Raw genomic sequence first — 22,984 nt, 5'->3', positions numbered from 1 at the left:
GTGGCTCCGTGGTTGGAAACCCCAGCTTCGGTCAGCGCGGCACGGCGGTCTTGAACGAAACGGCCATCATCGCCCCCATTCCACGCGCAGCTGCCGTGCGGTCATGCTGGCAAGCTCGCGCGCCTCCCGGCTGAGATGGGCCTGGTCGGCATAGCCGGCATCGGCGGCCAGCATCGCCAACGAGTGCTGCGGCAGCGCGCGGCTGCGCCGCAGGAAGCGTTGCAGGCGCAGGATCCGCTCCAACGTCTTGGCCCCATAGCCGAACTGCACCTGGCTGAAGCGCCGCAGGCTGCGCGGGCTCAGGCTCAGGCGTGCCGCGAGCTCATCCAGCGTGGCATGCCCGCTGGCAAGCGCCTGGAACAGGACGTGCGCCCGCTGTGACCGGCTGTCGAGCGCCGCGCCCCCGAGGTGCGGCTGCAGGCAGTGCGCCATCCGCTGCAGGCGCTGCGCCGGCGCGGTGTCGCCGATGGAAGCCGCAGCCTCTACCGCCCATCGACCCTTGAGATCAGTCAACGGCACCGCCTGGCCGATGATCTCGGCCAACGGCAGGCCCAGCGCGGCCAGCGCCTGCCCTGGCCGAAAGCGCGCACCCAGCACCTGCGCGCCCGGTGCCAGCATCGGATGTGCGGCTACCCGGTCAGGGCCGACGACGAACAGCGCACCGTCGCGCCAGAGGATATCCACGCAGCCATCGGGCAGCACGGTGATGTGCCCATCAGCATCGTCAGGAAGCTGGCTCTGCCACAGCTGGCCGAAGCGGCCACGCAGCGGGACAGGTGCCAGATGCTCCTGGTAGGCCGTGCCGGTACCTGCGAGAGAGGAAGGGTCGCGCATGCCGCATTGTCGCGCCACGCGGCCCATAAAAGTGAAGCCCGGCGCGAGGCCGGGCTTCGGTTGGCGTGTGGGAGAGAGAGAGAGTCACACGCCAGCACAACACGCACTAACGACAGGCGTTTGTTACCAGGTGAAGCGCGGGCCCACGAACCACTCGCGGTCGCCGGCCTTGGCCAGCTTCACTTCGCCACTCAGGCCCCAGTTCTGGTTGAACTTGGCGGTGGCGCCGACGCGGCCGTAGAACTCGCCGTCCGGGTTGATGCCGTGCTTCTTGGTGTAGTCCTCGTAGCCGGCCATCACGTAGCCTTCCACGTACGGGTTGAACGCGGTGCGCACGCCGACTTCGGTCGAGTAGCCGTTGAAGTCCAGGCCATGCTTCATGTCGAACTTCTGGTACGCGACGCGGGCCACCAGATCGGTGTTCGGTGCGATGCCGTAGTTGTAACCAGCACCGATGCGCCACTGGTCGACGTCATTCTTGAACTTGTCGGTCTCCTGCGCGCTGTAGTCGCCGAAGATGTGGAAGTTCGGGTGCACCGCCACGGAACCCTTCACCTTCCAGCCGTCGGCGTCGCCGCCCTTGGCATCGGTGTTCACGTAGCCGCCTTCAACGTAGTTGTACGACAGGCCGTCGGTTGCCGATGCAGCGAACGGCAGGGCAGCCAGAAGACCCAGGGCGAGCAGCGAATTCTTGTTCATCGGGACACACCTTTAATTATTTTGGTTTCGTCGGCCGCCTCCCGGGAGGGGAGAGAGAGGAGGCGGTCGACAGGTGTGAATTATCCGTTAGGGTGTCTAATCAACCCTGAATATTGAACTGACTGGTGTATAAATAAGGCTGGCGTTCAGGGAACTCCACATGCCGCACGCGTTCGCCGCGTCACTGCTGTTTCCGCCCCATGCGCGCCGCGCAGTGCGGGTGCTGCTGCTCGTCGTCCTGCCGATGATGCTGCTGCCAGCCAACGCGGCCGAGCGCGCCCGACCTTCTTCGCGCATCGTGGTGCAGACAGACGATGTCACGCGTTTCTTCAGCGTGCTGGATGCCAGTGGAGGAAAACCGAGTGCCGAAGATCTGCAGCGCGGCTATCTGGACACCGGCACGGATGCATTGCGCAGCTTCACCGATAGCCGCATCGGTTCGATGGAGCGTTTGGCCAGGACCATCCAGGACAAGCCAGCATTGTTCGCCAGGGCGCGCACCTGTGCAGCGGCATTGCCGGCGGTCCGCGCGCGGGTTGCCGACGCACTCGAACGGTTGGGCACGCTGCTCCCCTCCGCACGTTTTCCTCCGGTCACCGTACTGGTCGGGCGGGGCAACAGTGGCGGCGTCACCACCAAGGATGGAGTGGTGATCGGACTGGAAGCGCTGTGCAACGCCGATTGGATGCAGCCTGATGTCGGCGATCGTTTCGTGCACCTGATCGCCCATGAGTACGTGCACGTGCAACAGCCCGGTGCGAGCATGGATGTCGCGCAGCCCACCCTGCTCTATCAGACGTTGCTTGAAGGCGGCGCCGAGTACGTGGGCGAACTGATCTCGGGGCAACCGGCCAACGCGCATCTGCGTCGTTGGACGCAAGGCCGCGAATGTGCGCTGGAGCGCGCGTTCGTACAGGACAGTGCAGGCACCGATCTTTCGAAGTGGCTGTACAACGGCCCCGGCGATGAAGCACGACGCGGAGACCTCGGATACTGGGTCGGCTACCGCATCGCCCGCGACTATGTTTCGCGCGCGCCAGACAGGACCAGGGCCATCGCCACGCTGCTGGATGTGCGCCCCGACACCGCCGCGACCGTGTTTGAGGCGAGTGGATGGAAGCCTGCCTGCACCGCTGTAAATGGCGTCGAAAAGCAGTTGCTGTGACAACGGCTTCATACTGATGAATTGGCGATCTTGAACAGGCGCAAGGCGCTACGCCGACGCAGATCAGCTCGCCTGATCCCGCTTGTTAATGCAGGGTCAGAAGCGGGCTTCACAGTGCATCCACGTATTCAAATTCCAGCTGAAAGCGCTTGGTAGCAGCGGGAACAAACGCCGCTATATTCCAGCTTCCCCAGACGAAGGAGGGAGTGCAATGAACCTGAACCCGCAACACATGAAGACGGCCCGCGCACTTGCTGTAGCGCTCATCGCCACCGTCAGCCTTGGCGCCTGCGCCTCTTACAAGAACGAGTTTGCAACCATCAACTCGCGTCTCGATCAGCTCGATGTAAAGGTGCAGGGTGCTGCGCAGAGCGCGGAGTCCGCCAACCAGTCGGCACAGCAGGCCAACCAGCGTCTGGACCAGATCGAAGGTCGCGTGCAGCAGCTTGAAAGGGCACCTGCCGGCCGCAAGCCGCGCGGGTAATCGTTCCCTCACCGTTTGAATTGATCCACCTCTGTATCGGGTGTATCGGGACCCAGTGGCCTTCGCCGGCCACTGGCATCCTTCCACCCACGATTGCACTGCAAGGAGCCGTCCCATTCGTACTTCCTCCTCCCCTGCACGCCGCGCCCTCCATGCCGCACTGGCCATGGCACTGGCCGTTGCGTGCAGCGGCGTAGCCAACGCCAGGGACAAGGACGCACCTGCACCACCGGTGGCCGCCGTTGATGAACTTCCGCCTGACCAGGGCGTGTCCGAAACTGTGATCGAGCTGGCTGGCTGGGTCGTCGCAAGCAAGGACAACCAAGGCTATCCGTTCGCGATCATGGACAAAGCGGCGGCGCAGGTTCTGGTCTTCGGCGGCGACGGCAAGCTGCGCGGCGCGGCACCGGCGCTGTTCGGTTCGGCCATCGGCGATCACTCCGCACCGGGCGTCGCCAAGCTCGCACTGAGTGCGATTCCCGGCCACGACCGCACCACGCCTGCGGGTCGCTTCATTGGTGGTTACGGCCCTTCCGACGATGCCGGACGCGTGCTGTGGGTGGACTACGATTCCGCCGTGTCGATGCATCCGCTGCCACCGGGCAGCCCGAAGGAAAAGCGCGCCGAACGACTGGCGACGCCGACGCCGGACGACAACCGCGTCACCCACGGCTGCATCAACGTCTCGCCCGCGTTCTACGAGCAGATCGTGCAATCCACGTTCGAGAAGGGCGGCGTGTTCTACATCCTGCCGGACAAGGATTCGATCGCGAAGACGTTCCCCGAGTTCGCGCAGACCCGGGGCGATGCAAAGGACGAAGACGAGAAGGGCGCGCGGCGCGCGAGCAAGTAGCAGGCGCTTCAGGTGCAGCCGTGGCTGGTAGTGGCCGGCGTGCGACCAAGCCTGAGCCCGCGCTTCAGGCAGAGGTTCCCGGGCAGGCTCCTGGCGCCCCCACCTGGACCCCACGCATCGCGAAAGTCCCGCCACCGTGGCGCTGTCCATGGACGGAGAGGGCATCCCACTCCGCACCATGCCGGAGAATCCTCTTAATCATGAGGATTTCTGGCGAGCCGGACATCCTTGCAAAGAAATCCTTATGATGATGAGGATTTCATGGCATCCAGATCTTTTCTATAGAAATCCTCAGCAACGAAAGGATTCCCGGGGGTATCGGGTTCTGCGCAGAAAATCCTTACTGCAGTGAGGATTATATGCTATAGACGATGTGTCGAATCCGGAGCGTCAGGCTCTGCTGGGGAGCTCCCATTGAAGATCAGGCTCGAGAAGGCTGAGGCCTTGGGACCATTGGTAAGAGCCGCCCGCAAGCATCAGGGGCTGCGCCAGGATGCAACCGCCGAAGGCATTGGGGTCAGCGAGAACTTCCTGGCCAAGGTCGAACGCGGTGGTACCACGGTGCAATGGGGCAAGTTGTTCACCGTACTTGACGAGCTGGGGCTGCATGTCGAAATCGACGTGCCGGACGAAGCCATGGCCCTTCTGGCGAGACGTGCCAACGGGAAAGTGCCATGAGCGCCCCCCGTATCAACCTCAAGGACGTCATTACAACGACCGCGCTGTCTGGACTGCACTATCCGCTTCCACCACGCGAACTGCAGGTCAGCATCGATGAAGCGCCGGTGGGCCGCCTGACCGAGGCAGCAAACCTGTGGCGCTTCACCTATGCGCCGGAGTGGCTCGGCAATGCACATCGGTTTCCGCTGGCACCCGCATTGCCACTGCAGGAGGCCGCCATCGCCGATGGCTCCAGCCAGCGCCCGGTGCAGTGGTATTTCGACAACCTGCTGCCGGAAGAGCAACAACGCACGCTGATGGCAACCGATGCCAGGGTGGATGGCGCCGACGCGTTCGCCTTGCTGGCCGCCTACGGCGCGGAATCGGCAGGCTCGTTGACGCTGCTCCCGCCGGGGACCCACCTGCTCCCCGGCGGCAGGGAACCGCTGACCGACATGGAACTCTCCACGCGCATCCAGAAGCTGCCACGTACATCGCTCGCCGCCGGTGCCGCCAAGCGCATGTCACTGGCAGGTGCTCAGCACAAGCTGGCCATCATCGAGGTGGGCGAGGAACTGTACCAGCCTCTGGGCGCCGAGCCCTCGACCCACATCCTCAAGCCTGACAGCACCAGCAGCAGTTACCCGCACAGCGTGGCCAACGAGTGGTTCGTGATGCGCCTTGCACAGCGCATGGGGCTGCAGGTGCCGAAGATCGAGCGCCGCTACGTACCGGAACCGGTCTTCATCATCGAGCGCTTTGATCGCGAAATCACCGCCGACGCCATCCACCGCCGGCACGCGATCGACGCCTGCCAGCTGCTCAACCTCGACCGGCAGTTCAAGTACACGCTCGGCAGCATCGATACCCTGAAGGTCATCGTCGAGCAATGCAGAAGCAAGCTCAAGACGCGCGTCCGCCTGTTCGACTGGTTGATCTTCAATGTACTCACCGGCAACAACGATGCGCACCTGAAGAACCTGAGCTTCCTGGTCGACAGCAGGGGCATCGAACTGGCCCCCCACTACGACCTGCTGTCCACCGCATGTTACGAGACCCGCGCGTATGCCGACGAGGGCGCACGATGGCCAGAACGCTCGGAACTGTCGTGGCCCATTCTCGGTGTCGCGCGCTTCCACGACCTTCGTTTCGAGCATCTGGTTTCTGCCGGTGAAGCCCTGGGCCTGGGAAGGCCAGCCGCCACCCGGCAGCTGCGCCATCAGATCGACCGCATCGCAAGCGAAGCCCAGTCGCTTTACGCGGAGGTGCTGCAGGAAAACCAGCAATGGTTGGCCCGTTTCGGCATCGGCCCAACCCTGGAAGGCGAGGTGCATTTCCTGAGAACGCTGGTCCACGTGATCATCGCCGACATGGTGAGGCAGCTTTCACCCGCATGATGCGGACCTGCGGCCATTCCCGCTGATCCTGACCGTACTCCTTCACCGATCCCAGGTACGACTCCGCCGATCCGGACGCTTTTCCCGCACGTCGCACCCACGCTCGAACCTCCATCGCATGCACGAGGTTTCGAGATGCCACACCGCTTTCCCAGGACCGCTCGCTGGTCGGCCGGGCTGGTCTTCACCCTGCTCTGTGCCGCCGTGGCGGCCTACGCTTTCATGGCGCTGTACGCCCAGCCGCAGGCCGACAACACGCTGCAGGTCAAGTTCGCCGCTTCGGGTCTGGATGTGCCCGCCCATCTCTTCGGGGGCGGGCTGGCGCTCTTGCTGGCCCCGCTGCAGATGAGCGGATGGGTGCAGCGGCGCATCCCACGCCTGCACCGGGTGAGCGGCGGGCTGTACGTGGGGGGCGTACTGGTTGCGGGCCTTGCAGGTTTCTCCCTGGCCCTGCACGCCGAAGGCGGAGCACCTACCGGCATCGCCTTTGGCCTGCTCGCACTGGCCTGGCTGGCCACAACCAGCATCGGCGTGGGCTACGCGCTGGCGGGCAATCTGGCCCGGCATCGGCAATGGATGTGGCGCAGCATTGCCCTCACTGCGTCGGCGGTAACATTCCGGCTGATCCTGGGCATTGGACTGGGCGTCCTGCACCTGCCCTTCGCCCCCGTCTACCTGGCGGCGGCCTGGGGATGTTGGCTGTTCAACCTGGCCGTCTGCGAACTGGTCGTGCGCTGGCCCCGGCATTCATCGGCCGGCGCAGTATCAGGGGCGCGATGACGCCGCTGCAGTTTCCTGAACGTGACGCCTGCGGAAGACGCTGGGCGTTTCACCCAGCTGGCGCTTGAAGGCGGCGTTGAAGGTCGACTTCGAGGTGAACCCGCAGGCATAGGCGATGTCCAGGATGGTCCGTGTATCACTGCCATCGGCCAGATGGCCGGACGCGGCCTCGATGCGTTGTCGGTTGATGTACTCCCAGAAGTTCTCGCCGAAGCGGCGGTTGATGACCGCCGACACCAGGTATTCGGGATAGCCGCTGCGCTTGGCCAGCTGGCCGATGGTGAGCGCGGGTTCGCGGTAGAGCTGCTGCTCCGTCATCAGCTGCGACAGGCGCGCCTCGACCTCTGCGAAGCGCGGGTCGTCGGCGGCCGGCGCTACGTCGGGGGTGGTGGTTGCCGGCTCAGCCGCACGTTCGACGATCACCGCACCTTGGACGAGGCTGAGATAGCCCACCACGAAGACCCAGGCGGCCACCAGGCCATAGATCAGCGGATAGTCGATCCACGGAATCCTGACCAGCCACTGGGTGGTGGCAATCAGCCAGATGACGATCTGCGAGACCGCCATCGCATCGATCCAGTGCAGCGACATCCGGTCCGCGTCCGAACGCCGCTGCAGCAACCCCCGCCGATAGCGGACCACCTGCACCAGTCCCGCCATCACATAGGAAAGGCTGTACGCGTACAGCACGATGTTCAGCCGCATCCATTCCAGTTCCGCGATGCCCGGCAGCCAACGCGCAAGCATCCCCTCGGGCGGCACCAGCCCACGCAGGAAGAAGCCTGCATGCAGGGCCAGCACGATGATGAATCCAGAAAGATGCACGGCGTCGCGCCAGCGCGCGGCCCTCGCCTCGGTCAAGGCCCGGACATAGACATAGAACAGGCTGCCGTACAGGAACGGGAACAGGCCGACGAAGCGCAGCGCCTTGGTGGGTGCGGGGTACGACGGGTCCCAGTAGACCGCCTTCACCGCCAGGTCGATGCCGATCAGCGCGATCCACACTGCCAGCACCCGGTTCGCGCCGGCATTGACCGGCCGGCGCCACAGAGCGAGCGCAAGCAGGACGGCCTGGGCCGCTCCAATGGCGAAGACGACGGTCCAGAAAGCCATGAAAGGAGGCCGATCGGCAACGGGTTGGGATGAAAGCTTAGCAGCCGGGTTCCGGGCAGAAGAACAGGACGAACGGCATACGGCGGGCCCGACATGTCGCTTTTGCCCATTGCCGGTGCGGCGTCCAGCGGCGCCAACCACGACCGCTGTCGCATATTCCTCGAAGGCGCAAGGGCTTGGCGCCGCCTGCATCTGCGACGGCTTAACAGCATGCAAAAATGCCGAAAGCGTCTTTGTTTCAGCGTTGAATGCAACTGTTCTGATTGGCACTGCGCCGCGACACGCGTACAGATGGCGGGCCACCGGAAAATGGGTGGCCGGGCCTCGAAAACCCGTTAGATCACGAACGTTGTTTGCGCTTGCCAGCCGGCGTCACCCCGCGTGGCGCCGGCTGGCATTCCGTCTGCCGACTATGGCGGGCGGAGCGTGGAGGCCTTGCGCCTGCCGGTCTTGTTCGTGATCTCCCGGTTTTCGAGCCACGTCTCCGCCCGCCACCTTTGTGTGGCGGCTACCGTCTGTCCTGCACGGAGCACTGCCATGACCACTCCGGACTTCCCTCGCCTGCATCCGCATCACTCACCCGCCAAACCCGGTGAGCCGTCAGAACGCGCGCCTGCGGCCGATCCGAATGCCTTCATCGCCACGCTTCATCGCATCGGCAAAGGCGCGGCCGCCGACGGCCAGCCCTGGCCGGAGCGTCACCAGATGCCGGGACGCTGCATGGCGCTGGCCGATGCGGACTGCGCACTGGCAAGCCAGCGCGTGACGCTGGAGCTGCTGCTGGCGGCCGAACGCGTGCGCCAGAACGGCACGGAGGCCGAGTACGTGGGCGACCGGGTGATGGAAGGGCTGATCATGGCGTGCCTGGCCATGAACGCACAGGCCAGCGCGCGCATGCGGCCAGACGGGTGACGCCAGCGCCACATCACTCGCAGAGCGCGCTGTCTTCCTTCAAGGCGGCATCCTGCAGTGGCTGGCGCTGTTCGATCTGCTCACGTTGTTCCGCCGTGGGTTCGCCCAGCCACCACACACGGCAGCGCGCGGTAAGACGGCCGACCATCTTCGACTGATCGGGCGAATACAGCATCGCCAACGCGGTGCCGGGGCAGTCGTGGGCCTGGCAGGCGGTGTAGAACCACCACGGCTCGCCCTGCAGCACCACCAGTTCGCCAGGCCCGCTGGGCCCGCTCAACAGGCGTTCGCGCAGCGACGGAATCTCTTTGTCGGTGGATTCGGCCGCCGCCGTGTTCTTCATCAGGGCGTTGAACGCGGCCAGCACCTTCGGGTCCTTGCGGCCGCAGTCATCCACGGTGTTGCCGCCCACAAGGGTGAAGAAATGGGTCGCCAGCGGGTTGTCTGCGCAGGTGAGCTCGCCGCCGGCAGTCGGGTCTTCCGGTTCGCCTTCGTTGTCCCACACCGCTGGGTCCACGCCGTCTTCGATGGACGGTTCCTTTTCGACCACCGTCGCCGTGGCCGCCGGTGCTTCGGTGGTCGGTACCGGTGCGGCCGGTGCTGCATCGGGTGCCGGTGCCTGCCCGCAGGCGGCCAGCAGTGCGACCGTCAGTGCCATCCCTGTGATTCGAATCTTCATTCCGTGTCCTTGTCTGATCTGCGGTGCATGCAACCATGCGGGCGCCTGCGCGATTCTAACCAGCAGCGCGCTAGGATGCGTTCGCACCTTCCCGTCATCGCCTGGAGGTGGACGCATGCGCCGTGCACGACTCGCCATGATCTTCTGCAGTGCCCTGCTGCTGGCATCGCCGGCCATCGCCCACGATGCAGAAGGCGCGAAGCCCGCACAGCCGCTTCCCGATGCAGCCTTGCCCGCGCCGCTGGATCGCGTACTGCGCGACTACGAGCAGGCGTGGCGTGCGGGTGACGCCAAGGCGCTGGCCGGGTTGTTCGCCGAGGACGCTTTCATCCTGCAGAGCAACCAGCCCCCCGTGCGCGGACGCGATGCGATTGAACGCGCGTATGCCGGACAGGGTGGCAGCCCGCTGCGGCTGCGTGCCCTGGCGTACTCGGTGGAGGGGAACGTCGGCTACATCATCGGTGCCTACACCTACGGCAACAACGTAGGAGACACCGGCAAGTTCACGCTGACGCTGAAGCGCGCGGACGATGGGCCGTGGTTGATCTTCTCGGACATGGACAACAGCAACGCGCCGCCGCGATCGCGGTGATGAATGCCGCCGGGCATGGCCCGGCGCTACCGAGCGCCAACCAAGGTTGGCAGCTACCAGAAGCGGGTTCCGTCGTAGAGCCACGCCATGCGTGGATGGGGCGCGCACAGAAAAAACCCCGGCACGTGGCCGGGGTTTTTCGATTCACTTGAACAGCGTGTCCGGATACTCCGGCTTCTGTTCCCGCGCCAGCAATGCGCGCAGGCCTTCTTCCGGCGTCTGCTCGCCGTGCAGCACGGCACGCACGCGGTCGGAGATCGGCAGGTCGATGCCATGGCGGCGCGCCTGTCGCATCACCTCGTCGGCGGTCTGCACCGACTCGACCACCTGGCCGATTTCGCGCACGGCATCCTGCAGCGTCTGGCCGCGGCCCAGGGCCAGGCCCAGGCGGCGGTTGCGCGACAGGTCGCCGGTGCAGGTCAGCACCAGATCGCCGAGGCCGGCCAGGCCCATCAGCGTTTCCGGCTTGGCGCCGATCGCCGCGGCCAGGCGCAGCATCTCGTTGAGGCCACGGGTGATCAGGCCGGCACGGGCGTTGAGGCCAAGCTGCATGCCATCGGCCACGCCGGTGGCCACGGCCAGCACGTTCTTCATTGCGCCGCCCAGTTCGGCACCGACCATGTCGTCGCCGGTGTAGGCGCGGAACGCCGGGCCATGCATCGCCTCGGCTACCGTCTGCGCGAACTCGGGCACGTCGCCGTGCACGGTGATCGCGGTCGGCAGGCCCTGGGTCACTTCCTTGGCGAACGACGGCCCGGTGACGACGGCCAGCGGCACGTCCTCACCCAGCACTTCGCGCGCCACTTCGTGCAGGAAGCGGCCCGAACCGGGTTCGAAGCCCTTGGTGGCCCAGGCCACGCCGGCACCGGCCGGACGCAGCGGCGCCAGCGCGCGCACGGTCTCGCCGAACGCATGCGACGGGGTCACCACCAGGATCCAGGCCGCGCCCTCCACCGCCGACGCCAGGTCGGTGGTGGCACGCAGGCTGTCCGGCAGCGGGATGCCCGGCAGATAGCGCGGGTTCTCGTGGCGCTGGTCGATGGCCTCGACCACGGCAGCGTCGCGCCCCCACAGCACGGTCGGGTGACCGTGCCGTGCGAGCAGGCTGGCCAGCGCGGTTCCCCAGGAACCGGCGCCCAGCACGGCGATCTTGTCAGCGGGAGTGCTCATCCGTGACGTCGCGGCAGGAATCAGGCGTTGCCAGCCGGCTCGGAGTCAGCCAGCGACGGTGCGTCGCCCTGCTCCTGGCGCTGGCGCAGGGTTTCTGCGTACAGGCCTTCGAAGTTGATCGGCTGCAGGAAGAACGGCGGGAAGCCGCCGGCCTGGATCAGGTCGCTGATCAGCTGGCGCACGTACGGGAACAGGATGTTCGGGCACTGGGTGCCGAGCAGCACGTCGATCGACTGCGGGTCCAGGCCGACCAGGCCGAACACGCCGGCCTGCTTCACTTCGGCCACGTAGGCGGTGCGCTCACCGGCCTGGCAGGTCAGGGTCACGGCCAGCACGACTTCGAAGGCGTTCTCACCCAGGCGCTGCACCTGCTGGTTCAGGTTCAGCTGCAGCTCCGGCTGCACCTGGTCGTTGAAGATGGTCGGGGCGTTCGGCGACTCGAAGGAGACGTCCTTGACGTAGATCTTCTCGACGGTGAAAGCGGGGCCGGTGGCGGCATCGACCGGCGCAGCGGCGCCGTTGGTGATCTCTTCGGACATTTCCAGTAACTCCAGGTGAATGCAATGAAAACGATGGTCGAACTATTGCGATGGGGGCGGGATCAGGCCCATACAAGGCCGGATCCGCCACCTGCGACAATCAGTTGCGGCCCTTGACCAGCGGCAGTTCGGCCTGCTGCCAGGCGGGAATGCCGCCGTCGAGCACGTAGACCTTCTCGAAGCCGGCCTTCTTCAGCGCCTTGGCGGCGGTTTCCGAGGCGTTGCCGCTGCGGCAGACCAGCACCACCGGCGACTGCCTGGCATTGGCCACCAGCTTGTTTTCCGGGCCGAAGGCACTGGCCTGGGCATTGCGGCTGCCGGCAATGTGGCCCTTCTCGAAGTCACCGCTGGCCGACAGGTCGACCACCACCGTGCCGCCCGCGTTCATCAGCTGGGTCAGTTCGGCGGGCTTGATGCCCTTGAAGCCCCGGAACAGGCGGCGGATCTCGGTGACGATGATGGCCACGGTCAGGCCGACCAGGGCCGCGGACAGCATCGGGTTTCGGCCTGCAAAGGCCAGCAACTCTTCGTAATTCACTCAGGTCACGGGTCGATTAAGCGGGCGCCGATTGTCGCACAAGCCGGACGCGGCCCGTCACTGCCCCTTCCACAGGTCCGGCAGGCCGGCGGTCTGCCACCAGCGCTTGGCTTCCGGGTCCCAGCGCCAGCGCTCGACCACGACCACGGTGCGCTCGGCCTGGGTGTTCTGGTTGATCACCCCGATTTCGACCCGGCGCTCGACCAGTCCCCCGTCCAGCGAGGCGCTGCTGCGCTCGCGGTAGGACGACACGCGCAGCTGCGCGTAACGGTTGAGCTCGAACTCGGTGGGCGGCTTTTCCTTGCGCAGCTTGGGGTCGAGGTAGCCGATGGCATCGTCCATGCTGCCCCAGCGGATGGTCGCCCCGTAGGCGATCTGGGTCTCTTCCAGCAGCTTGCGCTGCTTGCGGCTGAGGTCGTCGGCCGAGGCCACGGCGCTGGCCAGCAGCAGGGAACAGATCAGGAACTGGATCAGGCGGCGCATCAGTGGTTTCCCCGGAACGTCAGCCTGCCATCCTACCCTTTGGCGAAGGCAACGAAGCGACCGCTGAATTCGGCGGCGGGCTTGCCATCGGCACCGGGCTGGGTGGCGATGATGCTGATGCGGGCCTTGCGGCGCTGGCGGAAGGTGTTCAGGAAGGCGTCCCAGCCGGTGGCTTCGGCCGCTTCGGCGTGGGCGTGCAGGTCTTCATAGACCGGCGCCAGGTAGCGCAGGTTGCTGTCGGCCACATAGACCTCGGCATCATGGCCTGCCAGGCGCAGGCGCAGGCTGACCAGCGCCCAGCCGGACAGGGTCAGCACCGAGGCCAGGCTGCCGCCGAAGGCGTTGCCCTTGTCGTTGACGTTGGCAGCCAGCGGCGCGGTGATGCGCAGCACGCCGTCGGCATAACCATCGAGCTGGATCTGCATGGCGCGTACCGCCGGCATGCAGTCCAGCACGTCCTGCAGGGCGGCCAACGAGGAAGTCAGGGCATCAACGGACATCGGAGCAGCGACCACGACAACGAAGGGCCCGCATAATGCAGGCAATGGTCGACCATACGATACCCACTGGCGCCAGCCGTTCCGGCGCGCGCTGGACCCTGATCTCGCTGCGCCCGCAGGGCCAGCATGCGGCGCTGCGCCGCGCCGTTGCTGGGCTGGGCGGGCATGTGCTGGCCCTTTCGCCGTGGCGGTTGCAGCGCCTGCACGGCACGCCCGTGCTGCGCCAGCTGCAACGCGCGCTGAACTGCGATCGGGTGGTGTTCACCAGCCCGGCCGCCGTTGCCGCAGCCGCGTCCGTGCTGCCGCTGGCCGAAGTGCAGCGCAGCCCGTGGCTGACCGTGGGCGAAGGCACTGCGCGCGCATTGCAGGCACACGGCATCACCGAGGTGCACGCGCCGCAGCGGATGGACAGCGAAGGCCTGCTGGCGCTGCCGGTGCTGGCCGACGTACAGGGCCTGCGCATCGGCCTGGTGACCGCGCCCGGCGGGCGTGGACTGATTGCCGCCCAGCTGCAGGCGGCGGGCGCCACGATCGAACGTGCCGACGTCTACCAGCGTCGCCTGTTGCGCCTGCCGCCCCGTGCGCTGGCTCGATTGGCGCATTCAGCGTATCCGTGGATGCTGGCGGTGAGCAGTGGCGAGGCGCTGCAGCATTTCTGGCAGCAGCTTCCGCCGGCATTGCAGCAGCGCCTGCAGGCGCACGCGACCGCCGTGGTGGCCAGTGATCGCCTCAGCGAACAGGCCCGGGCACTGGGCCTGCAGCACGTCGTGCGCGCGGCCGGCCCCACCACCGCGCAGCTGGTGGCGGCCGCACACGCCACGCTCACCGTCCCGGCAGCGACCTGAACAGGGACGTGGGTCACGCTTGCCGCTGTCGTCGGCAACAGTGATGCTGTGCACAACGCGGCCTGCCGGCCCCCGACCGGCGACGTTGCCGACAAGGAAGCCCGATGAACGACACTCCGCCCGTTTCCCCGCCCCGTCGACCCGTGCGCTGGCTGCTGCCGCTGGCCGGTGTGGTCGTGCTTGGCGTGGGCGGCTATGCCGGCTGGTACGTCTGGCAACAGCAACAGAACGAACAGGCAGCGCAGGCACAGACCACCGCCGTGCAGCTGCAGGGCCTGGAGGCCACGCTGGATGCACTTCGCCGTGACCAGCGCGCGAGCAGCCAGCGCCTGCAGGACGCGGCCGCCACCAACCGCGTGCTGCGCGACGAGATGCTGGGCCTTTCCCAGCGCAGCGCATTGCTGGAAGAGAACCTGGCCAAGCTGGCCGACAGCGCCAACCAGGGCCGCCAGGCGGTGCAGCGCGATGAGGCCGAACTGCTGCTGACCCAGGCCGCGCAGCGCCTGAACTACGCCGACGATGTGGAAGGCGCACGCCGGTTGTACGCCCAGGCCGCGACGGCACTGGCCGAACTGCCCGACAGTGATGGCCTGAACCTGCGCCAGGCGCTGGTGCAGGAGCGCGAGGCATTGGATGCGCTCGGCAGCGGCCCGCGCGTGCAGTCGCTGCAGCGCCTGGATGCTGTGGGCCGGGCGCTGCAGGGCCTGCCCTCGCAGATCACCGGCACGACCGGCAGCAGCACCGCCAAACCCTGGTGGCAGGCAACACTGGCGCCATTCGTGGACATCACCCCGAGCCGCCAGAACGGCCCGCTGACCGCCGCCGAACAGCGCAACGCCGACGATGCCCTGCAGCTGGAACTGACATTGGCACGTGCCGCAATCGAGCGCGGCGATCGCGCGGGCCGTAATACCGCATTGGACCGTGTTGAGCACTGGGCACAGCGGCGCTGGCCGGATTCACCAGCCCTGCGCGCACAACGTGCTGAACTGAAGGCCTTGCGCGAACTTCCGCTGCAGGCCAGCGATGCTGTTCTTGGCAGCACCCTGCAGCAACTGCGCACCCAGACCGACCGGAGGTAAGCCCGCATGAAACCCCTGCAATCCCTGGTCGTGCTGTTGTTGGCCGTGGCCATCGGCGTGGTCGCCGCGCAATGGCTCGGCGCCGATGACCTGAACCGCTTCGGCGAAGTGACCCTGCGCTACGGTGGCTACGACTACCACAGCAACCTGCCGAAGGTGGCGCTGCTGACAGTGATCGCGGTGCTGGTGCTGTGGCTGCTGTGGAGCCTGATTGCCGCACCGTTCCGCGCCTGGGGCCGCTACCGCCGCAAGCAGGGTCGCGTGCGCCTGATCGATGGCCTGCAGGCCTATGAGCACGGCCAGTGGCAGCGTGCCGAGAAGCTGCTGGACGGTGCCGCCAAGGACCCGGAAGTGAGCGCGGTGGCACTGGCCAACGCCGTGCGCAGCGCGCAGGCACGTGCCGATGGCCCGGCTGGCGAGGCGCTGCTGCAGCGCCTGGGCGAGAGCGATGCCACCCTGCAGGCGCTGCTGCGCGCCGAGCAGCTGCTGGCACGCGATCTGCCGGTGGATGCGATCAATGCCCTGGACGTAGCGGCGATCCAGCCGCTTCCGCCGCGTGGCCTGTGGCTGCGTACCGAAGCGCTGGCACAGGCCGGCCGCGCCCACGAGGCGTATGGCCAGCTGGGTGCGTTGCGCCAGAGCAAGGTGCTTCCGGCCGAAGCGAACAGCGAACTGGAAGCGCGCCTGGCCGCACAGGCGCTGCTGGAAGCGGCCGACGTCAATGCGCTGGCCGCGCAATGGGAAGCCACGCCGAAGGCACTGCGACCGACCCCGGACGTGGTGGGTGCCTATGCCAGCCGTGCGGTGGCACTGAACTGGGATGAGCCGGCATTGCTGGCGCTGGAACAGGCGCTGGACCATCGCTGGGACGACGAACTGGTGACGCTGTATGGTCGCCTTCCGGCCGAGCGCCTGGCCACGCGCCAGAGCAATCTGGCGCGCTGGCGCAACGTGCATGACGACTCGGCCGCGCTGCGCCTGGCACAGGGCCGCGTGGCCCTGGCCCAGCAGCAGTGGGATGCCGCCGACGCATTCCTGCACGAAGCCATCGCCGCGGGCGCGGGTGCACCGGCGTGGGAAGCGCTGGGTGAACTGTTTGCGCAGCGTGGCGATCATGCGCTGGCCGCGCAGTGCCTGGCCAATGCGCTGCGCCTGCAGCGCGGCGAGGACAGCGTGAAACTGGTGCGCGGCAGCGAAGCGCCGCTGCGTGCCACGGTGGAAGAGCAGCCGGTTACGGTGCAGCCGCCGGTGTATGACGCCAACGAAGAGCGCGACGAATTCGGTAATCCGCGGTTGCCGTAAGCATGGCTGAGGTGTGCCGACCAACGGTCGGCACCCACCGGAGCAAGAAAAAACGCCGCCCATCGGGCGGCGTTTTCGTACCAGCGTTGCCGGCCAGCGGCCGGCACTACCGTGATGCTCAGCGCTCGACGATCGCCACCACGCCCATGCCGCCGGCGGTGCAGATCGACACCAGCGCACGGCCACCGCCGCGCTCGGCCAGCTGCTTGGCGGCAGTGGCGATGACGCGTGCGCCGGTGGCGGCGAACGGGTGGCCGGTGGCCAGCGACGAGCCCAGCAGGTTGATCTTGTCCGGGTCGATGCGGCCCATCGGCGCGTCCAGGCCCAGGCGGTTGCGGCAGTAATCCTCGCTCTCCCACGCGCGCAGGGTGCACAGCACCTGCGCGGCGAAGGCTTCGTGGATCTCGTAGATGTCGAAGTCCTGCAGGGTCAGGCCGTTGCGCTTGAGCATCTCCGGCACGGCCACGGTCGGCGCCATCAGCAGGCCTTCGCCATGCACGAAGTCCACCGCAGAGACATGCGCATCGCGCAGATAGGCCTGCGGCTCATGGCCGTGCGCACGCGCCCACTCCTCGCTGGCCAGCAGCACGGCGGCGGCGCCGTCGGTCAGCGGGGTGGAGTTGGCGGCGGTCAGCGTGCCACGGCCGGAGACCTTGTCGAACGCCGGCTTCAGCGTCGCCAGCTTTTCCAGCGAGGTATCCGGGCGCAGGATGTTGTCACGCTCGACGCCACGGAACGGTGCGATCAGGTCGTTGAAGAAGCCGCGCTCATAGGCTGCGGCCAGCTTCTTGTGCGACGACACCGCCCACTCGTCCTGCGAGTCGCGCGAGATGTTCCACTCCTTGGCCATGTCCTCGCAGTGGTCGCCCATGCTCTTGCCGGTGCGCGGCTCGGCCACGCCCGGGAACTCGGGCTTGAGCTCGGAGAACTTGAAGCCGGCGGTGAGCGCACGGATCTTGTCGCCGGTGCTCTTGGCACGGTTGGCAGCCAGCAGGCGCGCGCGCAGTTTCTTGCCGTAGACGATCGGCACGTCGGAGGTGGTGTCCGAACCGCCGCCGATGCCCGATTCGATCTGGCCCAGCGCGATCTTGTTGGCGACGGTGATGATGCTGTCCAGCGAGGTGCCACAGGCGCGCTGCAGGGTGATGCCCGGGGTCAACGGCGACAGGCCGGAAGACAGCGTGGCTTCGCGACCCAGGTTCCAGTCGCTGGAGTGCTTGATCACCGCACCCATCGCCACTTCGCCCAGCTGCTGGCCATGCAGGCCGAAACGTTCGACCAGCGCGCCCAGCGTACGGACCGACATGCCGAGGTTGCCGACATCCGAATACGCGGTGTTCTGGCGGCAGAACGGAATGCGGACGCCACCGAGGATGGCGACGGGACGAGCGTTGGGCATGGAGATACCTGGCATGGATGAGGGTGTCTGCAACATGGCCTGCACGACGGAGCAGGCATAATGGAGCCAAGTGTAGCTGCCGCCCTGTGATGGGCCAACCGTGGAACCATGAGCAAACCCGACCCCGCGATGAATGCCCTTGGCGTGCTGGCCCTGGAACTGGCCGGCGGCGAAATCCCCCGCCAGGCGGTGCTCAGCGCTGAACAGGCCGGTGAACTGGCCGAACGCGTCGGCCGTGACCTTTCCAAGCTGGTGCCGCAGGTGGCCGAGCTGGACCTGGTGTTCGCCGCCGCCCATTTCGACCCGGCCGAAGTACTGCGCCCGGGCTGGCCGATCCATCGCCGCCTGGAAGAACTGCAGATGCGTGCCCCGGGCCGCAACCAGGGCCCGCGCCTGCTGGCCTTCGGTACCGATGCCAACGGCGACGTGCCGCTGCCGTTCCAGGCCGATGCCAGCCTGGTGGGCGGTGGCCTGCGCGTGGTGCCGTTCCTGCTGACCGGCAGCGACGTGGCCACCACCAACGCGGTGGCCAATGCGCTGGAAGAAACACTGCTGGCCAACGGCATGGCGCATGCCGACACCGCGTTGATGGCGCAGAACACCTTCGGTGCCCGCATCGAGCACGCGCGCTATTTCACCGTGAACGACCTGGCCGCGATGATGTCGATGCAGTACGACAACCAGGGCCTGGCGGCGCTGTGGCCGCTGATCGAGACTGCGATCATGGCCCCGGGCGAGGACGAGTGGCTCAACGCCGCGCCCGAGCCGCTGCTGCGCTACACGCACGGCGAAGCACGCATGGCGCTGTTCGATCCGGCCGGCTGGTGCGCCCACTACAACCACGGCAACAACGACTGCGACCGCCTGAAGGGCATCTACGAGCAGTTCCTGATGCGCCAGCGGCAGATGGCCGCGGTGCTGGAAGCACACGGCGTGCCGGTGCTGTTCGTGCACTGCGAGGCCGGGCAGGACGCGCGCGAGCTGTTGGCGCGCTGATGGGTCGTGCCGGCCGCTGGCCGGCACCCCTCGCATCTGCGAATGCCGGCCAGCGGCCGGCACGACCGATCAGGAAAAACGCCGGCTTGCGCCGGCGTTTTCCATTTCCAGCAGGACCGCGCTTACGGCGCCTTCTGGATCACCGCACACGCCAGGCGCGCGCCGGCGTTGCCGGTCGGCTGGGTCTTGTAGTCGTCCGCATCGGCGTGGACGATCAGGCCGCGGCCGATGATGTCGAAGTCATCACCCTTGCCGATGTTGACGTTGCTCGACACCGGGCCGTCGATGGTGGCCACGCCCTTGTCGTCGGCCTTGATGTTGGGCATGTCGCCGCCGTGGTGCGGATCGGTGGCGACGTTGCCGTGATCCTGGTGGCCCGGATTGAAGTGGCCGCCGGCGCTCATGCCGTCCGGCGCGCTGCAGTCGCCCTTTTCGTGGATGTGGAAGCCGTGCTCGCTGCCCGGCTTCAGGCCGGTGATCTGGCCGGTCACGTGGACCTTGCCGTCGACCACCTTGAAGGTAACGCTGCCCTTGGCCTCGTTGCCCTGGGTCGGTGCCAGCTCGGCGGTGGCCGAGGCATCGGCCGCCGGGGCGGCAGCAGGTGCCGGGGCTGCGGCCGGTTCGGGGGTGGCGCCCTCGGCCGGGGCGGCCGGCGGGGTTTCAGTCTGCGGAGCGGCCGGCTGCTGGCCGCAGGCCGCCAGGCCCAGCGCGGCGATGGCCGCAAACAGCGAAGTGTGGATCAGACGCATTGGAATCTCTCCCTGGATGAAGCCTGCGGTGATCAGCGGACAACCCGGATCACGCCACAGGCGATGCGGACGCCGGCATTGCCGGCGGGCTGGCTGCGATAGTCGTCGGCGTTGGCATGCACGACCAGTGCACGTCCGGCGATATCGGTGGCGGCGCCTCCGCCAAGGGTAACGCCCTTGAGGTGGATATCGACGTTGGCGCGGCCCTGGGCATCGGCACGCAGGTTGTCCATGTCGCCCAGGTGGTGCTTGCCGGTGCCGGCGCGACCATGCGCGGCGCCACCGGGGTTGAAGTGGTTGCCGGCGCTGCTGGCATCCACCGCGCTGCAGTCGCCACGCTCGTGGATGTGGAAACCGGCCTGCTGCATCGGCTGCAGGCCGCCGATCAGCCCGGTGATGTGGATGCCACCAGGCTCCACCATCAGCGCGATGCGGCCACTGACGATGCTGGCCGAGGCCGGCGACAGGTTGGCCTCGGCCTGCTTGGCGGCACTGACCACGGTCGGCGGCGGCGGGGTGGGCTCGGCCTTCTTCGGTGCGCTGCCACAGGCAGACAGCAGCACGGCGGCGGACAACGGCAGGATGGCAAAGGACAGACGCATCGAAGACTCCTTGCAGGTGACACTACGGACGGCATCGTCCATGAACGATCAACGATTCGGCAAGCGGGCGCGAGGATCGCGTGCAGGGACCGTTCAATGGCCCCCGCGACGGCGCCCGGCGCCCAGCTTGCGGGTAAGGGTATTGCGGCCGAGGCCGAGGCGGGCAGCGGCTTCGGCGCGGCGGCCGTGGGTGATCTGCAGCGCGGCCTCCAGCAGGGCATGGTCGACCCGCTCGCGCACCTGCGCGTGCAACCCTTCCACGCCTTCGGCCAGCTGACGGCGCGCCCATTCGGCCAGCAGCGCTTCCCACTGGCCCGGATCGGCGGCGCTGGCACTGCTGCGGCGGCCGCGCGCGCGGTTCAGCGCGGTATCGACATCGGCCACGCCGATGGTGTCGGCGGCGGCCAGCGCGGCCATCCGCCAGCACACGTTCTCCAGCTCGCGCACGTTGCCCGGCCAGTCGTGCTCGCGCAGCGCCTGCAGGGCCGCGGCGGTGAGGCGCTTCGGCGGCGTATCCAGCTTGCGTGCGGCGGCGGCCAGGAAGGTGCTGGCCAGTTGCGCGATGTCCTCGCGGCGCTCGCGCAGCGGCGGCAGCTGCAGGCGCACCACGTCCAGGCGGTGCAGCAGATCGGCGCGGAACTTCCCCTGCGCGACCAGTCCCTCCAGATCCTGGTGGGTGGCGGCCACCACGCGCACGTCGACGCGGATCAGCTCGCGGCCACCGACGCGGAAGAACTCACCCTGCGCCAGCACACGCAGCAGGCGGGTCTGCAGCGGCAACGGCATGTCGCCGATCTCATCCAGGAACAGCGTGCCGCCATTGGCCTGCTCGAAGCGGCCGATGTGGCGGCGCTGCGCACCGGTGAAGGCGCCCGCTTCGTGGCCGAACAACTCACTTTCCAGCAGTTCGGCCGGGATCGCGGCGGTATTGAGCGCGACGAACGGCCCCTGCGCACGCGGCGATTCGCGATGCAGCGCATTGGCCACCAGTTCCTTGCCGGTGCCGGTCTCGCCGGTGATCAGCACCGCCAGCGGCGCTTGTGCCAGGCGGCCGATGGCACGGAACAGCGCGCGCATCGGCGGGGTATCGCCCACCAGTTGCGGCGGTTGGTCGCTGGGCGCTTCCGCCGCAGGTGTGGGCGCCGCCAGTGCCGGCGCAATTGCCGGCAGCACACGCTGCGCCAGCGCCACGGCATCGTCCAGGTCGAACGGTTTGGACAGGAATTCATGCGCGCCACCGCGGAACGCGCCCGCGGTGCTGGCCACGTCGGTATAGGCCGACATCACCACCACGGGCAGCTGCGGCAGCGCGGCCTTGAGCTTGTCCAGCAGCACCAGGCCATCGTCGCCGGGCATGCGCACATCGGTGAACAGCAGCGCCGGCGGCGGGCCCTCGCTCAGGGCCTGCAGGGCGGGGGCGGCGCTGTCGAAGTCGACAACCTGGTAGCCCGCCTCGCGCAGCGCGGTGCACAGCACGAAGCGCACGGCGCGGTCGTCGTCGACCACCCAGATGCGTTGTGCGGGAGTGGAGGCGTCAGACATCACGCGGGGCCTCCTCGGCCAGGGCGGCGCCGCTGATGATCGGCAGCAGCAGGGTGAACACGGTATGGCCTGGGCGCGAGCGGTAGGTCAGCGTGCCGCGATGTTCGCGCGCGACCTGCTGGGCCAGCGCCAGGCCCAGCCCGGTACCCTCGGCGCGGCCACTGACCAGCGGCAGGAACAGGTGTTCAGCCAGTTCCTCGGGCACGCCACGGCCGTCGTCGGCGATTTCCAGGCGCAGCGCCAGCGTGTGCAGCTGCTCGGCGATGCGCACGCCATGCTCCACCCGGGTGCGCAGGGTGATGCTGCCGGCGCCGGCCTGGATCGCGTTGCGCACCAGGTTCCACACCGCCTGGGTGAGGCGGTCGGCGTCGCCGTGGAATTCGGGAATGCTGGGGTCGTAGTCGCGCTGCAGGCGTACCGCCCAGCCGGCCTCGTTCTCGGCCAGGCGCAGCACGCGCTCCAGCGCCGCATGGATGTTCAGTTCGGCATGCGGCGCAGCCGGGGCCGGCGACAGCAGCTGGTCGAGCAGGCCGTTGAGGCGTTCGATCTCCGACCCGATCAGCTCGATCAGCTCGCGTTCGCTGGCATCACGCTGGGCCGCGCGGCGGGCCAGCAGCTGGGCCGCGCCCTTCAGCCCGGCCAGCGGGTTGCGCAACTCGTGGGCCAGTCCCTTCAGCGCCGCGCTGAGCGCGCTGGGCAGGGCCTGGGTCGGGTCCAGCCCGGGGAATTCATCGACCGGATGCGCCTCCAGCAGCCAGCCGCCATCGTCGCGGCGGCTCATCCAGCCCTCGGCGAAGCGCGGGGCCTCGCCGGGCACCGCCAGCGCCAGCCGGTTCAGGCGCAGGCTGTCGCGCTCATCGCGGGCCAGGAAATGGGCCAGGGCTTCGCCCTGCACTTCCAGTGCGACCAAGGGCCGACCCAGCAAGCGCCGCGCGCTGACACCCAGCCAGCGGGCAAAGGCCGGATTGCAGCCGGCGATGCAGCCATCGGCCCCGGCCCAGGCCAGCGGCGTGCCCAGGGCATCGAGGGACGGCGGGGGTGCGGGGTCGGACATTGCACCAATGTAGTG

26 protein-coding genes are annotated in these 22,984 nt (G+C 67.5%); 12 read left to right on the top strand and 14 right to left on the bottom strand.

What is annotated here, in order from left to right:
• Positions 1–66: 66 nt before the first annotated feature.
• Positions 67–834: a helix-turn-helix domain-containing protein gene (locus AB1281_RS20885; protein WP_430346879.1), complete on the bottom strand. Its 768-nt coding sequence runs from the start codon at positions 832–834 to the stop codon at positions 67–69.
• Positions 835–957: 123 nt separating this feature from the next.
• Positions 958–1,533, bottom strand: coding sequence for an Ax21 family protein (locus tag AB1281_RS20880; RefSeq protein ID WP_005411880.1), 576 nt, complete (start codon positions 1,531–1,533; stop codon positions 958–960).
• Between the two features lie 160 nt (positions 1,534–1,693).
• Between AB1281_RS20880 and AB1281_RS20875 the strand changes: the two genes are divergently transcribed.
• From AB1281_RS20875 to AB1281_RS20850, 6 genes are all read left to right on the top strand, one after another.
• Positions 1,694–2,698 carry a DUF2268 domain-containing putative Zn-dependent protease gene (locus tag AB1281_RS20875; protein WP_430346878.1) on the top strand — a complete coding sequence of 335 codons (1,005 nt, stop codon included), beginning with the start codon at positions 1,694–1,696 and terminating at the stop codon, positions 2,696–2,698.
• A gap of 211 nt (positions 2,699–2,909) precedes the next feature.
• On the top strand, positions 2,910–3,182 hold the full coding sequence (locus AB1281_RS20870) for a hypothetical protein (protein ID WP_010487149.1): 273 nt from the start codon (positions 2,910–2,912) through the stop codon (positions 3,180–3,182).
• A gap of 166 nt (positions 3,183–3,348) precedes the next feature.
• Complete coding sequence (locus tag AB1281_RS20865) at positions 3,349–4,035, top strand: hypothetical protein (RefSeq protein WP_430347022.1); 687 nt, start codon at positions 3,349–3,351, stop codon at positions 4,033–4,035.
• Between the two features lie 414 nt (positions 4,036–4,449).
• Complete coding sequence (locus AB1281_RS20860) at positions 4,450–4,713, top strand: helix-turn-helix domain-containing protein (RefSeq protein WP_430346877.1); 264 nt, start codon at positions 4,450–4,452, stop codon at positions 4,711–4,713.
• On the top strand, positions 4,710–6,092 hold the full coding sequence (locus AB1281_RS20855; RefSeq protein WP_430346876.1) for a HipA domain-containing protein: 1,383 nt from the start codon (positions 4,710–4,712) through the stop codon (positions 6,090–6,092). The genes AB1281_RS20860 and AB1281_RS20855 overlap by 4 nt, the downstream gene beginning before the upstream one ends.
• A 135-nt stretch (positions 6,093–6,227) precedes the next feature.
• Complete coding sequence (locus AB1281_RS20850; RefSeq protein ID WP_430346875.1) at positions 6,228–6,872, top strand: DUF2306 domain-containing protein; 645 nt, start codon at positions 6,228–6,230, stop codon at positions 6,870–6,872.
• Here the strand turns inward: AB1281_RS20850 and AB1281_RS20845 are convergent.
• Entirely contained in the window at positions 6,858–8,288 is a 1,431-nt protein-coding gene (locus tag AB1281_RS20845; RefSeq protein WP_430346874.1) for a helix-turn-helix domain-containing protein, read from the bottom strand. The genes AB1281_RS20850 and AB1281_RS20845 overlap by 15 nt on opposite strands.
• A gap of 234 nt (positions 8,289–8,522) precedes the next feature.
• Here AB1281_RS20845 and AB1281_RS20840 point away from each other — a divergent pair, with 234 nt between their 5' ends.
• Complete coding sequence (locus AB1281_RS20840) at positions 8,523–8,897, top strand: hypothetical protein (RefSeq protein ID WP_042358390.1); 375 nt, start codon at positions 8,523–8,525, stop codon at positions 8,895–8,897.
• Between the two features lie 13 nt (positions 8,898–8,910).
• Here AB1281_RS20840 and AB1281_RS20835 read toward each other — a convergent pair whose 3' ends face one another.
• Complete coding sequence (locus AB1281_RS20835; protein WP_430346873.1) at positions 8,911–9,576, bottom strand: Ivy family c-type lysozyme inhibitor; 666 nt, start codon at positions 9,574–9,576, stop codon at positions 8,911–8,913.
• A gap of 136 nt (positions 9,577–9,712) precedes the next feature.
• On the opposite strand from AB1281_RS20835, the gene AB1281_RS20830 reads away from it, so the two are divergent.
• Positions 9,713–10,168, top strand: coding sequence for a YybH family protein (locus AB1281_RS20830; protein WP_430347021.1), 456 nt, complete (start codon positions 9,713–9,715; stop codon positions 10,166–10,168).
• A 144-nt stretch (positions 10,169–10,312) separates the two neighbouring features.
• On the opposite strand, the gene AB1281_RS20825 is transcribed toward AB1281_RS20830, so the two are convergent.
• The 5 genes from AB1281_RS20825 to AB1281_RS20805 all read right to left on the bottom strand — a co-directional run bounded on the left by AB1281_RS20825 (position 10,313) and on the right by AB1281_RS20805 (position 13,398).
• Complete coding sequence (locus AB1281_RS20825; protein ID WP_010487166.1) at positions 10,313–11,338, bottom strand: NAD(P)H-dependent glycerol-3-phosphate dehydrogenase; 1,026 nt, start codon at positions 11,336–11,338, stop codon at positions 10,313–10,315.
• Positions 11,339–11,358: 20 nt separating this feature from the next.
• On the bottom strand, positions 11,359–11,877 hold the full coding sequence (secB, locus tag AB1281_RS20820) for a protein-export chaperone SecB (protein WP_005407596.1): 519 nt from the start codon (positions 11,875–11,877) through the stop codon (positions 11,359–11,361).
• Between the two features lie 100 nt (positions 11,878–11,977).
• Positions 11,978–12,415: a rhodanese-like domain-containing protein gene (locus AB1281_RS20815; RefSeq protein WP_014035527.1), complete on the bottom strand. Its 438-nt coding sequence runs from the start codon at positions 12,413–12,415 to the stop codon at positions 11,978–11,980.
• A 57-nt stretch (positions 12,416–12,472) separates the two neighbouring features.
• On the bottom strand, positions 12,473–12,898 hold the full coding sequence (locus AB1281_RS20810; protein WP_014035526.1) for a hypothetical protein: 426 nt from the start codon (positions 12,896–12,898) through the stop codon (positions 12,473–12,475).
• A gap of 32 nt (positions 12,899–12,930) precedes the next feature.
• Complete coding sequence (locus tag AB1281_RS20805; RefSeq protein WP_005407593.1) at positions 12,931–13,398, bottom strand: YiiD C-terminal domain-containing protein; 468 nt, start codon at positions 13,396–13,398, stop codon at positions 12,931–12,933.
• 35 nt (positions 13,399–13,433) lie between these two features.
• Here AB1281_RS20805 and AB1281_RS20800 point away from each other — a divergent pair, with 35 nt between their 5' ends.
• From AB1281_RS20800 to AB1281_RS20790, 3 genes are all read left to right on the top strand, one after another.
• Positions 13,434–14,243 (top strand): uroporphyrinogen-III synthase, encoded by an 810-nt coding sequence (locus tag AB1281_RS20800; protein ID WP_430346872.1) that lies wholly within the window; start codon positions 13,434–13,436, stop codon positions 14,241–14,243.
• 104 nt (positions 14,244–14,347) lie between these two features.
• Positions 14,348–15,325: a uroporphyrinogen-III C-methyltransferase gene (locus AB1281_RS20795; protein ID WP_430346871.1), complete on the top strand. Its 978-nt coding sequence runs from the start codon at positions 14,348–14,350 to the stop codon at positions 15,323–15,325.
• Between the two features lie 6 nt (positions 15,326–15,331).
• The gene (locus AB1281_RS20790; RefSeq protein ID WP_430346870.1) at positions 15,332–16,627 is read left to right on the top strand and encodes a heme biosynthesis HemY N-terminal domain-containing protein; all 1,296 of its coding nucleotides are present in this window, start codon (positions 15,332–15,334) and stop codon (positions 16,625–16,627) included.
• 118 nt (positions 16,628–16,745) lie between these two features.
• Here AB1281_RS20790 and AB1281_RS20785 read toward each other — a convergent pair whose 3' ends face one another.
• Entirely contained in the window at positions 16,746–18,041 is a 1,296-nt protein-coding gene (locus AB1281_RS20785; RefSeq protein ID WP_029550824.1) for an acetyl-CoA C-acetyltransferase, read from the bottom strand.
• Positions 18,042–18,134: 93 nt separating this feature from the next.
• Between AB1281_RS20785 and AB1281_RS20780 the strand changes: the two genes are divergently transcribed.
• Positions 18,135–19,022, top strand: coding sequence for a hypothetical protein (locus AB1281_RS20780; protein WP_053448458.1), 888 nt, complete (start codon positions 18,135–18,137; stop codon positions 19,020–19,022).
• Positions 19,023–19,144: 122 nt separating this feature from the next.
• Here the strand turns inward: AB1281_RS20780 and AB1281_RS20775 are convergent, their stop codons facing one another.
• The 4 genes from AB1281_RS20775 to AB1281_RS20760 form a co-directional block, all read right to left on the bottom strand.
• Positions 19,145–19,771: a superoxide dismutase family protein gene (locus AB1281_RS20775; protein WP_430346869.1), complete on the bottom strand. Its 627-nt coding sequence runs from the start codon at positions 19,769–19,771 to the stop codon at positions 19,145–19,147.
• Between the two features lie 32 nt (positions 19,772–19,803).
• On the bottom strand, positions 19,804–20,373 hold the full coding sequence (locus AB1281_RS20770) for a superoxide dismutase family protein (protein WP_014035519.1): 570 nt from the start codon (positions 20,371–20,373) through the stop codon (positions 19,804–19,806).
• A 93-nt stretch (positions 20,374–20,466) separates the two neighbouring features.
• Positions 20,467–21,915 (bottom strand): nitrogen regulation protein NR(I), encoded by a 1,449-nt coding sequence (gene ntrC / locus AB1281_RS20765; RefSeq protein ID WP_430346868.1) that lies wholly within the window; start codon positions 21,913–21,915, stop codon positions 20,467–20,469.
• The gene (locus AB1281_RS20760; protein WP_430346867.1) at positions 21,908–22,969 is read right to left on the bottom strand and encodes a two-component system sensor histidine kinase NtrB; all 1,062 of its coding nucleotides are present in this window, start codon (positions 22,967–22,969) and stop codon (positions 21,908–21,910) included. The genes ntrC and AB1281_RS20760 overlap by 8 nt, the downstream gene beginning before the upstream one ends.
• Between the last annotated feature and the right edge of the window lie 15 nt (positions 22,970–22,984).

Source organism: Stenotrophomonas sp. NRRL B-14846 (assembly GCF_050473585.1).
Taxonomy (GTDB): domain Bacteria; phylum Pseudomonadota; class Gammaproteobacteria; order Xanthomonadales; family Xanthomonadaceae; genus Stenotrophomonas.
Note: the sequence above shows the minus strand (reverse complement) of the source record. Positions and strands in the feature narration are given on the sequence as shown.